The sequence below is a fragment of the Paenibacillus sp. FSL R5-0517 genome, assembly GCF_037974355.1.
In the GTDB taxonomy this organism is placed as follows: Bacteria; Bacillota; Bacilli; order Paenibacillales; family Paenibacillaceae; genus Paenibacillus.
The window spans coordinates 6670046-6681854 of record NZ_CP150235.1; the positions used below are offsets into that span (position 1 = coordinate 6670046).

Sequence of the window (11809 nt, forward strand, 5' to 3'; positions counted from 1 at the left end):
GCTCATTCCTCCTTCTGACTGGACACAGTCGAATCCAAACCCATCGCGAGCAGCATCGTTCTGAACTTGGCAGCAGTCTCTGCCAGCTCAGCTTCTGCCGTAGAACCTGCTACAATGCCCGCTCCAGCGAACAATTTCACAGCTGTGCCTTCCACTTCAGCACATCGGATTGTTACGGCCCACTCGCCGTCGCCCTCACTGTCGCACCAGCCCACCATTCCCGTAAATAATCCCCGGTCGAACGGCTCCTGTTGCTTAATAGCTGTCCGTGCAGCCTGTACAGGTGTTCCACAGATGGCGGGTGTGGGATGAAGAGCCAAAGCGAGCTCCAGTGACGTTGTGGCCGCGTCTGCCAGCTCCCCGTGTATTTCGGTAGATAAATGCCACATCGTGCGCGTCTGAATCAGCGAAGGTTCTGCTGGAACGGATAGTTGTCGGCATAATGGACGTAGCGCCTCCGCAACTGCTTCAATGACTACGGCATGCTCATGACGATCTTTGGCTGAGGCCAGCAGTGCCTCTGCACGGCGGCGATCTTCCGCTGGATCTTCACTCCGGGGTGCAGAGCCTGCCAGTGGATTGGCGCGTACATTTATTCCTTTGCGGGTAACCAACAGTTCCGGGCTTGCCCCGATGAAGGTGCGACTTGTTTTATTTTCAATTTTTCCATCTAGTTTAAATCGTTGTTTATTCGTTGTTATAGTACTTACAGACTGAGTTTGGCCCCTCATGGGTACTGCAAATGTATATCCATGTGTGTTGTCCCTGAACAGATTACGCAGCAATTGATAGGTGTCCACGAGGGTCTGCGAAGTCACCTCAAGTGTACGGGATAACACGACCTTGTGGAGATCACGCTGGTTCAGGTCAACCAATACGTTGTCTACACTTTGCTCATACACCTCCCCCACAGGAACCTCAACAACTTCACAGCCTACGGCTGCTGGCAGCTTTTGAATTAATGCACGTGATTCCGGGGGTAACGATTCAGCCCACTGCACCGTCTCAGGTACATATAACTCAGCAGCAGCATCCAGCGGATCAAATGGAATGGCGCCCACCACCATCGGGTTCGATTGACCAGCTTGTTTGGCCTTGTCCATAAGCTGTTGAATACCGTCTATGAAAAGATGTATCTCTTCCTTATATTTATGTTCCATAACTACAGCAGAATTGCTGAGATCTGATTGAATTGCGTGCTCCGTATGCAGCGGAGACCAACGAACCCGTTCTCCTTGCGCGAGCAAGGTATGTTGCGGTGAAGACCAGAAAAAGGACGTCCCTTCTCGATATTGCTCCAGAAGGTGTATGGCGGAAGTTACAGTGACCGTACCCGCTTTTGACATGATTCATCATCTCCTTATCTCTTGATTCAGGCACCAAGTGTGGCGCCTCCATCCACACACAGATCATGCATCGTTATATGTCTGGCTTGATCCGATACCAGATAGACCACCGCATCCGCGATATCCTCGGGCAATGCCATCCTGTTCAGCGGTATGCCCAGACGGAAGGTTTGCGGTGAGCCTGCAATAACCGCCTCAGCGCCATGTTCATCTTGCCACATGGCTCGCTGCATTGGCGTATCCGTTGAACCTGGAGAGACAATATTGCAGCGAATATGCTGATCCGCGTATTCCAGAGCCAGACATTTGGTGAAGATGGTCGAAGCGGCTTTGGAAGCAGCGTAGGCAGACATATACATTCGCGGAACACCAGCAGCATTCGAACCCACGGTAACCACCGCACCCGTCCTGCGTTCAGCCATATTTCTTACTACTGCACGCGACATGTAAAATACACCGTGTGTATTTACGTCAAACGTCCTCATCCATTCCTCATCTGTCAGCTCACTAACTGCCCCTGTGTACAGCACACCCGCAGCATTCACCAGAATGCCAATGGGGCCAACCGTCTCTTCGATCTGTTGAACAGTATCCTCAACGGCTTGACGATCCGATATATCAGCAACATGGGCTGTTGCCTGATGGCCATGACTGCGTAGATCGGTGACAAGCTGATTAAGCGAATTATCCTGTCGATCCACCAGTGCAACGATCGCGCCATTCTGTGCAAGCAACCTCGCCACTGCTTCACCAATCCCTTGCGCAGCACCAGTGACCACGGCCACTGTTCCATCGATTCCTGTGTAGCTCACTCGTATACCTCCCATACTGCCTATAGCTGTGTTCTCCCCTAGAAAACTTCCTCATTCCAACCTTCTATGACTCCGGACTACAGGCAAAACGCATCGTACGACTAATCAAAAATGGCAATACCGAGACATGATTCTCTTCTTCGAACTCGGTGTAGGCGATATCCAGCCCCGGCTGCTTTAATGCCGATAAACGTTCCGTTAGTGTCGATGCCTTGTCATTGTTACGAGCCGGGTGGGTCTTCTCCTGTTCTCCCATACCAATCCACACCCTGACGTTCACCGGATGCTGTTCCAGCCTTGCGACAAATTCCTGTTCCTCAGCCTGCATAACCTTCTGATTCCAGTGCAGCGAGGGACTGCCTGCAATGTAATATCGAAAAGCCTCTGGCTTCGTGAACAACGTATGGATCACGAATAACCCACCGAGCGAATGACCAAATATAGCCTGTCTATCTCGATCAATCCGAAATTGCTGCTCCATATCCGGTTTCAGTTCTTCTTCAATAAAACGCAAGAATTCATCGGCACCTCCTTGTTCCGGAAGAGGTGTACCATCAGACTTTGTGGAATATTCCGTCGTAGCCTTTGGAGTAAAGTCATAGTATCGGTGAGGGGAAAAGGGGCCCGTGATCGGGTACCCGATGCCCACAACAATTGCTGGGACTGCTCCTGTCTTCTCCGGTCTGCGTCCCTGCACACGAACGGCTTCCACCATGGTGCCGAATACTGAATTGGCATCCAGCAGATAAATCACCGGGTAACCGGACGGAGGCGGAGGTTCGGCAGGCTTGAATACCATAATCTGATAGTCATGATGGCCTGAACGTGATTTCATGGTCCATTGTTCGGCGTTCGGGATGTGAACGGTACTGCGTGCGATGTGCTCCAGGGAGCCAGGAACAGTTGGGTTGGGCTGAAACGTCATTACGGATGGGTCCTCCTCGTTGTTCTGCTTATATAAGTTGAATACTGAACTACACTCTATATATGAGATTGATTCTCATTACCAATTATAAAAGAGTGAATGCGGCTGTCCCATGGACGATATCCAGAAATCATTTTGATTATCTCCATATTTCCATATTTATGTCATATCATGTTCACGTTTCAATCGAAAAAACTCCCTCATGGTGTATCCGAAACACTGGACTAACATCCGGTTTCCGGCACTCCAAAGGGAGTTGTATTTCTCCAATTATTGCGTTAACGCTTTGAGTGTATCATCGATAACATGACCGTATGCGATTAATCCACCCCCCAGCCATGGAGCTGGCTCGACAGCGTACACATGCCCTGCTTTTACCGCAGGCATACTGTTCCATACGTTGGTTTCGGTCATTTCCTTCATACTCCCCGGGCCCTGTTCCACGGTGAAAATAAAATCGGCATCAATCTCTGGTAATATCTCAGTGGATACAATAGCACTGTTCTCCGACTCGACCAATGCAGGCTTACCAAGTCCCAGTTGTTCATATACGACGTAACCGCTGAAGTAGTTGCCACCCATCATGCTGATGCCACGCGGGGCAAAACGGATAATGGCTGCTTTTTTGCCTTCGGCTACTTTCGCCAGCTCAGCTTTGGCTGACTCAACCTTGGCATGGTAGGTTTCAATGGCTTTTTCGGCTTCAGCCGTTTTGCCCAGCAGATCACCAATGACCTGCAAAGACTTCTCTACATCACCCGAAGCATTCGTAAATACGTAGGTCGGTGCGATCTTGGAATAACTTTCGTATACCCCGTTCTCGGCATATTGGGCCGTATGTAAAATAATAAAGTCAGGTTTATACGACATCAACGCTTCAGGTGAAGGTAACCCACTGGAGAAATCAAGTGTAGGCACATCACTGAGCTGATCCTGGAGATAGACGTGTCCTTTTGTACCACTTGCCCATTGGGCTACCGGCTTAACACCAAGGGTTAAAAGGGAATCTTCCAGATATGGCGCAAATACGCGTTCAGTCTTCGCTGGAACAATCACATCATGTCCCAGATCGTCTTTTACGGTGCGTTCACCAGCTGTTTCTTTCCCATGTTCTTCCTCTGCAACTGTCTCGGTTGAAGCCGGGTTTGAAGTTTCCGTTGTGGGCTGCTCCGCTTGGGCCGATCCTGTATTCTCGGATGCTGCGCCACAGGCGGACAACAGTCCTGTCATTAACATGAGTAGAATCAGGGCTGAGAGCCGGGCACTGCGGAATTGGTTACCAACGGAACGTTGTCCGATGTTTTTGAAATAGTGAAACATGTGTGATATCCCCCTTGATAAACATTCTCATTTAGATACAAGGATTATATGTCACGTCGCCCGGGAATCACCATGGACGTTATCCAGATATATGTTTGGACAATATCCCGTGAAGATCAATAGCGCTTCATCCAGCATGCGCAACACGCCTACAGCCGAATAATCAAACCAGGGGTCGCCTGTGATCAGATGAACTTGATACTGACGAATGGCCTTAAGCTGGCGCCATGTAACCGAATGCTGCAAGCTGAGCCAGTATGCCCGTGAAGCTGCTTCGGGACACACCATAACGAGAATTCGATCGGGGTTCATGGCGGCGAGCTGCTCCAACGTTAACGGATCATTGGCACTAAGATCAGAGAATGTATCCAGTTGCAGCGCTCCATACAATACTTCTTCAATACCGGGATTGCTATAGAGGTACAGACTTTGCCCGTATACCCGCACAACGATCACTTTCTCCCTGCCCACTTCCCGCTGTACCGATTCACGCGCCTTTTCTGCTCGCTGGTTGTACATGTGTATCCATTGCTCCGCCTGTTCCTTCCGCTCCAGAAATAATCCAATCATTCGCAGCTGTGTCCGCCAATCCGAATGATGTTTGGGGACAAAACAGCAAGGCGCAATCTCGGCCAATTGGGACTGATCCTGTTCACTAATCTCGTCTGTACCTACAATGACATCAGGACGAATATGAACCAACCGTTCCACATTGGCCTCAAACCGCCAGCTCGTGTACGGGTCCGTCAATTTCAGGTGGGACTGAATCTCTGTACGATGTGCATTATAATAATACGCCGTCCACTTGGGGTCGATGGGTGCAGCGACGGGAATGACATTGAGTGCCAGAAGTTGCCCAATCACACTGGAAGAACAGGTGGCAATCCGTTTTCTGGCGTTTTTCGCATAATCCGAAGGAGATACGCCGACTTCCTTTTTAAATTTGCGGCTAAAATAGTATTCATCACTATATCCCACCCTCAGCGCAATATCGCGAAGCTTGTATCGGGATTCCTTCAGGTATCGCTTGGCGCGATTAATGCGCAGATCAGTAAGATACTCCATTGCACTTTGTCCATACGTTTTCTTGAACAGATCTACGAAATATTTCGGACTGATTCCCGCTTTCGAGGCAAGATCTGCAATTGATAGGTGCTGGTAGTAATGCTTGTCCATGTATGTTTTAACGTTGGCAAGATTCGTCTTGGGACTGCGGCCGGTAACAGGCTGGTGCGCAGCAATCTGCGAATCATTTTCCAGTAACATGAGGCCACTCCTTTCGATCTGCTTGATTTTTAGCTAGAGAATGATAACATCAGGCAACTTAATAACCTCTAAACGAAAATGATAATCATTATCAATAAAATAACATAACTATTTCCAGACCGTCAATCCAAATATGGTAACATGTACACATCTGACTCTACATAATTGTCCTCCTTCTACTTTCCATGTTGCTTTCAGACTACCTCCATATAAAACAAAAAAAGCCAACGACGTGAGTAACACGCGTTAGCTTTTTGACTTTAAATTCAAACTCCGTTTACTTCTCGAACATGATTGAAGCAGGACTAGTCCCGGCTACGCAATTTGCCAAGCAGACGGATGATCTCAATGTACAGCCATACCAGCGTTACCATCAATCCAAATGCACCGTACCATTCCATATACTTGGGCGCACCACGCTCAGTGCCACCTTCGATGAAGTCAAAATCAAGGACCAGATTGAGAGCAGCCACAATAACAATAACGACCGAAATACCGATGCCGATCAAGCTGTTGTCATGCAGATAAGGAATCGAAATACCGAAGAAACCAAGTACAAAGCTCAGCAGATACATGATCATGATACCGCCGGTTGCAGCGACGACCCCAAGCTTAAAATTCTCTGTAGCTTTAATCAATTTCGTTTTGTAAGCCATCAGCAGCGCGATGAATACAGCCATCGTCAACAGAGCGGCCTGCAAGGTAATTCCGTTATACAGGGATTCATAGGTTGCGGAGAGCGCCCCCAGGAACAGGCCTTCTGCCACGGCATAGACAGGTACGAGATATGGTGCTGTTATCGGTTTGAACGAAATCACAAGTGCCAGAATGAAACCAACGATCAATCCGCCATACGCGAGCGGCATTACTTCTTGTCCGTTAAAGAACATCATCCAGGTTGCAAACGCACTAGCCAACAGGATCACCAGCGTAATAAACGCTTTGTTCACCGTGCCGTTAATCGTCATATAATTCTGATACCGATCTTCTCCATATCCTCTGTTCTCAAACGTGCTGTCTTTAAGGGTAGGGTTACCGCTACGACCGATCAACACAATCACCTCTTCATATGTATTTGGTATATCTGTGATACTGGGTTTGGGCGTTCTACGTTTCAAATTCTATAAGCTATTCCCTTGAAAGAGCGGGATGGCACCACAAAGGATCGGATGCAACCCTTCGATTACATCCTTACCTCGCGGTGCAACACTTAGGACATATGTCCTAGGTGTTGCATGTTAATTCAGATTTTATGCGTCTTATTTGTACAATACTTTGTCTACATTGTATTTCGCACGCATCGTGTTGATGATATACGTCTCGTAAATTTCACGATCTACCGGATCTTCAATCACGCACACTTCAATCTTTGTTACTTCCTCACGGTGGTTCTTGATTGGTGATACAGTATCTTCAAAATGCTTTTTGATACGTGGTCTTAATTTTCGTGCTTTCCCGACAAATAACAGCTCTCCAGCGGCATTGTAAAACATGAAAATCCCGCCTAGTTCCCGAGTTATCAGGTGAAAATCCGTAAATCCATAAATGTGGCTAAGCTGTGGATCAACCTGCTTCGTAATGGTTACATCCGGTGTTGGCACAGTAATATTAATCAATAGGCTCACTTCCTCATTATCTATAGGTTTACATCCTATCACATATTATAAAGGGACACCATTTCAATCTATATGAAGTACAATTCACGCAATTTTCGCTATTACGACAAATATTTCAAAAAAAAGGTTAACTTCCCTGATTCAAAGTGTTACTATAGGGGTATGAGGAAGAAATTGGGCACTGAGACACATGTCTTTATATCTACCTCCGTCTATTGTACCCTATGATTGAAACTCTTTTTCATGCTGAATTCTGTTACGTGATCACGACAAGAGTACAGTTAGCAAGAACCTTAGCTTATAGATTGTAGATTCATCATCTAATCGACCCTTGCAGCAAGCAAACGTAGAAAGACCTAGATTCTTGATTCACTGTAGATTTTAAGTATCACCTAGAAAGCCTGCAATTATAGTCGTACTGAGTTAATAGACACACGTAGAAGGTCAGATAGCTATCGATCCTAGAGAGACTAGTCATGCAATGCAACTGTAGAATTATAGCAGCAGTACTATAGAAAATGGATCAAGTCTCACCACAGGCCCCGGCATATTGCTTGGGCTTTTTTGCGTTTACGCGAATAACCGACCACCTCTCCAGGGAAACAGAGGTATCGTGGTTCTTTCTGTCGGGTTTATAATATGGCAAGATACCAGTAGAGGGAGTGATGGGATGTATTCCGATCTGCAACTGACGGAGGACCGCCCTGTATATATACAAGTCAAAGATTATATGAAGCGATTGATGCTCAAAGGTGGCCTGCAAGCCAAACAAAAACTGCCCTCCACCCGTGAACTTAGTACACTCATGAAGGTTAGTCGTAGCACGGTTCTGCTCGCTTATGCCGAGCTTGAAGATGAAGGTCTGATCTACGCGGTCAAAGGCAAAGGCAATTACGTTAGTGCTTCCATTGAGGCTCCTGAGGCCACAGCGAGCTGGCAACTGGACTGGAAGACGGAGGTAAGTAAGTATGCCATCCAGGCAGAGCAGTACGATCTGATGAAGCATGGCTCCGGAGCAGAGCGCGGCAAGATATCGTTTACCAGCATAGCACCGGATGAAAAGCTATTTGATCTGCAGAACGTGAAACGGGCTTTTCTGGATCGCATGTCACTTGAAGGCGAAGTACTGCTGAATTACGGATATGCGCAAGGATACAGACCGCTGATGAACTATTTACTACGATATATGGAGAACAAAGGTGTTGACCTCCGTGGCAAGGACATCCTGATCACCAACGGATTCACGGAAGGTTTCGATCTGGTGCTTGGAGCGTTGCGCAAAAAAAGCGGAAAAGCGCTCTGCGAGAATCCGACGCACCACACGGCAATCAAAAACCTGAAGCTGCACCAGTTCCACCTAACCGGTGTCAATATGGAGCCGGATGGCCTGGACTTGAAGCAGCTGGAACATGAACTTGAGGAAAGTCCATATGATCTGGCGTATCTCGTGCCCTCCTACCATAATCCAACCGGGATTGTGACGTCTCCTGCGAAACGGGTAGAGATCATCCGGTTGATGAACAAGTATCAGGTTCCCATCATTGAGGATGGATTCAACGAAGAATTGCGCTATTCCGGTTCCCACGTATCTCCCTTGATCGCCAGCATGGGCAAGGGCAATGGACTGGTTTATCTGGGCAGCTTCTCCAAAGTCCTGTTCCCAGGTCTGCGGGTGGGTTGGGTTATTGCTGATGCGGCGCTGATTGATTATCTGGAGAGTATGAAACGGGCACGCAGCATCCATACCTCCACACTGGACCAATCGTTATTGTATCAATATCTGAGCAACGGCAATTTCGAGAAATATTTGAAGCGAGCCCGCACGGAGTATAAGCGAAAATATGAATTGGTTGTGCGTTGCCTGAAGCAACATCTGCCAATGTGCCGGATTTCCGGTGCGGGTGGTCTGCATCTGTTCGTGCAGTTCCCGTCCGAATACAGAACCCGTGAACTGCTAGAGGCTTGTAAAGTGAAAGGTGTAACGTTCACACCAGGGGATACCTTTTATCTGGAGCCCGGTCAGGGTGTGAACACGATGCGTCTGGGTTTCTCCAGAGTGAGCGATGAGCATATACGTAAAGGCATTCGCATCATTGGCGAGACAGCAGCTCAAATGAGATAAGGAGGATTTCACATGAAAGTTGGCGTGATTATGGGCGGTACATCTTCAGAGCGGGATATTTCACTGCTCACCGGACAGGAGATGATTGCCAATCTGAATAGAGACAAATACGAGGTTGTGCCCATTGAACTGAATTCCAAGCGCGATCTGATCGACAAGTCAGCGGGAATCGATGTGGCACTGCTTGCCCTGCATGGCAAATACGGCGAAGACGGTACGGTTCAAGGCACACTGGAATCCCTAGGTATTCCCTACACAGGCTGTGGTGTGCTTGCAAGCAGTGTATGCATGGATAAAGACATGTCCAAACAGCTCATGCAGCATGCAGGTGTGCTTACCGGTGAATGGTTGCGAGTGAGTCATATGGAGGAGCTGGCCTCTATTGCTGTTCAACAATTAACGTACCCCGTGGTGGTCAAACCGAATTCAGGCGGTTCCAGCATTGGTACCCAAGTGGTGAAGGAAGCTTCCGCCCTGCCTGCTGCTGTAGAGGCTGCCCTCGCCTGGGATGACACGGTCATGATTGAACAGTATATCGAGGGTGAGGAAATCACCTGTGCCATTCTGGATGGTAAGATGCTGCCGGTGATCTCCATTCGTTCGAACGCTGCGTTTTTCGACTATTCTTCCAAATACGATGACAATGGGGCCGATGAGCAGGTTGTGCAATTGCCTGTGGACCTTCACCATCGCGTCGAAGCCACGGCCCTGGCCTGTTATCAGGTGCTAAAATGCAGCGTCTACGCTCGCGTGGATATGATGATTCGGGAAGGCATGCCTTATGTGCTTGAAGTGAACACGCTGCCGGGACTTACTCGTAACAGTCTGCTGCCCAAAAGCGCAGCTGCTGCAGGCATTTCTTTTGCAGAACTACTGGATACCATTATTGAACTTTCATTGAAGGAAAGACCCAAGGAGGATACAACATTATGAGCCTGGATGTGACGATTAGACACAGCTCCCCTACCGATCTGCAAGATATGGTCATTCTGATGGACCAACTCGGTTACCCCACCACTTACGCCGAGATGGAAGAGCGTTATACCCATATCTCTGCGGACGCAAACTTTACGACACTGGTAGCTGAGGTACGCGGACGCGTAGTTGGACTGATCGGATTACAGACGTCTTATCTGTATGAAAAGAACGGAAGACACTGCCGTATCTTGGCCTTGGTTGTACATGACCAGTTCAGAGGTTCTGGCATCGGCCGTCAGCTCATTCTTGAAGCTGAGCAATGGGCAGCCACGCATAACGTGGACTCCCTGTCTCTGAACAGTGCCAATCGTCCGGAACGTGAAGCTGCACATCAATTCTATCGTCAGATGGGCTTTACCGCAGGAAGCACCGGGTTTAGCAAGAAGCCTCAGATCTTACAACACACTTAACCTGCGGATATACGCTATCTGGATGACACGAAAAAGAACGCCCCATTCAGCACATTGGCCAGTTAAGGGCGTTCTTTCGTATCCGAGGTACATGGTGGAAGGAATGATTCTCCAGGTAATCTATTGGTTATTCTATGTTGAATTTTCAGGTCGAATCAGTACCGTAACATATCTGGGATCAATATTTGGCTGACTGTGCACCATCGATTGGTATAATGGCTCCGTTAATAAACGGTGCTTCGCCGGACAGCAGGAAGGCAACGAGGCGTCCCACTTCTTTCGGTTCACCCAAGCGCTTCGCCGGATTGTCCTTCACGAACTCTCTGGATGCAGACTGCCAGTCATTCGGATTGATCTGTTTGAACGAACCGATGACCATATCTGTCAGAATTGCTCCAGGTGCTACCGCATTGATACTGATTCCGTGCTCAGCGTATTCAATCGCCGCATCTTTGGTCATGCCAGCAACGGCATGTTTACTCGCTCCGTAGGCGATCTGGTTTGGTACAGCACGAATGCCACCGACAGAGGACGTGTTCACAATGTAGCCTTCACCCTGTTTTTTCATTACAGGCAAGACGTGCTTTAACCCGTAAAATACACCTTTCAGGTTGATGTCGATGACTTTATTGAACATCTCTGTCTCGTAGTTCTCGATCAGGTTTTGCTTGCCTTCAATGCCTGCATTGTTGAAAAATGCATCGATACGTCCAAACGCATTTACCGTATCACTAACATACTTCTTCACTGCTTCTTCGTCGGCTACGTCACCTTCAATAAGCAGGAACTCGGCATGCTTTACCTCTTCTGATATCACACGCTTGGTCTCTTCCAGCGCCTTCATGTTCACATCCACCAGGGCAAGTTTTGCCCCTTCACGCGCGACTTCCACCGCAGCTGATCGGCCAAGACCCGAACCACCACCTGTAATCAGGACTACTTTACCTGCAAATCGTTCAGACATCATCCATAGACCTCCCTTTGCTGTTTTTGACATCTTCAACACATAATTAC

Annotated in this window: 11 protein-coding genes; 3 read left to right on the plus strand and 8 right to left on the minus strand. The window is 48.2% G+C overall.

All coding sequences use genetic code 11. The annotated features are described in order from the left end of the window. Positions 1-2 precede the first annotated feature (2 nt). From dhbC to MKX40_RS29785, 7 genes are all read right to left on the minus strand, one after another. The gene (dhbC, locus tag MKX40_RS29755) at positions 3-1346 is read right to left on the minus strand and encodes an isochorismate synthase DhbC (protein WP_339238714.1); all 1344 of its coding nucleotides are present in this window, start codon (positions 1344-1346) and stop codon (positions 3-5) included. Positions 1347-1372: 26 nt separating this feature from the next. Continuing rightward, a complete protein-coding gene (locus MKX40_RS29760) occupies positions 1373-2158 on the minus strand; it encodes a 2,3-dihydro-2,3-dihydroxybenzoate dehydrogenase (protein WP_339238715.1) in 786 nt (261 codons plus the stop codon). Positions 2159-2222: 64 nt separating this feature from the next. Next, complete coding sequence (locus MKX40_RS29765; RefSeq protein WP_339238716.1) at positions 2223-3083, minus strand: alpha/beta hydrolase-fold protein; 861 nt, start codon at positions 3081-3083, stop codon at positions 2223-2225. Positions 3084-3353: 270 nt separating this feature from the next. Continuing rightward, positions 3354-4403, minus strand: a complete 1050-nt coding sequence (locus tag MKX40_RS29770; RefSeq protein WP_339238717.1) for an ABC transporter substrate-binding protein — start codon at positions 4401-4403, stop codon at positions 3354-3356. Positions 4404-4454: 51 nt separating this feature from the next. Then, the gene (locus MKX40_RS29775) at positions 4455-5669 is read right to left on the minus strand and encodes an AraC family transcriptional regulator (protein WP_339238719.1); all 1215 of its coding nucleotides are present in this window, start codon (positions 5667-5669) and stop codon (positions 4455-4457) included. Between the two features lie 305 nt (positions 5670-5974). Continuing rightward, a complete protein-coding gene (locus tag MKX40_RS29780) occupies positions 5975-6721 on the minus strand; it encodes a Bax inhibitor-1/YccA family protein (RefSeq protein WP_339238720.1) in 747 nt (248 codons plus the stop codon). Between the two features lie 207 nt (positions 6722-6928). Beyond that, the gene (locus MKX40_RS29785; protein WP_278297627.1) at positions 6929-7285 is read right to left on the minus strand and encodes a nucleotide excision repair endonuclease; all 357 of its coding nucleotides are present in this window, start codon (positions 7283-7285) and stop codon (positions 6929-6931) included. 670 nt (positions 7286-7955) lie between these two features. Here MKX40_RS29785 and MKX40_RS29790 point away from each other — a divergent pair. Genes MKX40_RS29790 through MKX40_RS29800 form a run of 3 tightly spaced genes read left to right on the plus strand, consistent with a single transcriptional unit; the run spans position 7956 to position 10795 of the window. Further along, a complete protein-coding gene (locus MKX40_RS29790) occupies positions 7956-9407 on the plus strand; it encodes a PLP-dependent aminotransferase family protein (RefSeq protein WP_339238721.1) in 1452 nt (483 codons plus the stop codon). 12 nt (positions 9408-9419) lie between these two features. Further along, positions 9420-10340 carry a D-alanine--D-alanine ligase gene (locus tag MKX40_RS29795; RefSeq protein WP_339238722.1) on the plus strand — a complete coding sequence of 307 codons (921 nt, stop codon included), beginning with the start codon at positions 9420-9422 and terminating at the stop codon, positions 10338-10340. Continuing rightward, on the plus strand, positions 10337-10795 hold the full coding sequence (locus MKX40_RS29800) for a GNAT family N-acetyltransferase (protein ID WP_339238723.1): 459 nt from the start codon (positions 10337-10339) through the stop codon (positions 10793-10795). Before MKX40_RS29795 ends, MKX40_RS29800 begins: the two co-directional genes overlap by 4 nt. Before the next feature lie 178 nt (positions 10796-10973). Here MKX40_RS29800 and MKX40_RS29805 read toward each other — a convergent pair whose 3' ends face one another. After that, a complete protein-coding gene (locus MKX40_RS29805) occupies positions 10974-11762 on the minus strand; it encodes a glucose 1-dehydrogenase (protein ID WP_339238724.1) in 789 nt (262 codons plus the stop codon). Positions 11763-11809: the final 47 nt, after the last annotated feature.

Bases quoted from the DNA above. Each gene is read 5' to 3' on its own strand.
- MKX40_RS29790 (WP_339238721.1), top strand. From the start codon at position 7,956: ATGTATTCCGATCTGCAACTGACGGAGGACCGCCCTGTATATATACAA.
- MKX40_RS29795 (WP_339238722.1), top strand. From the start codon at position 9,420: ATGAAAGTTGGCGTGATTATGGGCGGTACATCTTCAGAGCGGGATATT.
- dhbC (WP_339238714.1), bottom strand. From the start codon at position 1,346: ATGTCAAAAGCGGGTACGGTCACTGTAACTTCCGCCATACACCTTCTG.
- MKX40_RS29800 (WP_339238723.1), top strand. From the start codon at position 10,337: ATGAGCCTGGATGTGACGATTAGACACAGCTCCCCTACCGATCTGCAA.
- MKX40_RS29775 (WP_339238719.1), bottom strand. From the start codon at position 5,669: ATGTTACTGGAAAATGATTCGCAGATTGCTGCGCACCAGCCTGTTACC.
- MKX40_RS29765 (WP_339238716.1), bottom strand. From the start codon at position 3,083: ATGACGTTTCAGCCCAACCCAACTGTTCCTGGCTCCCTGGAGCACATC.
- MKX40_RS29805 (WP_339238724.1), bottom strand. From the start codon at position 11,762: ATGATGTCTGAACGATTTGCAGGTAAAGTAGTCCTGATTACAGGTGGT.
- MKX40_RS29770 (WP_339238717.1), bottom strand. From the start codon at position 4,403: ATGTTTCACTATTTCAAAAACATCGGACAACGTTCCGTTGGTAACCAA.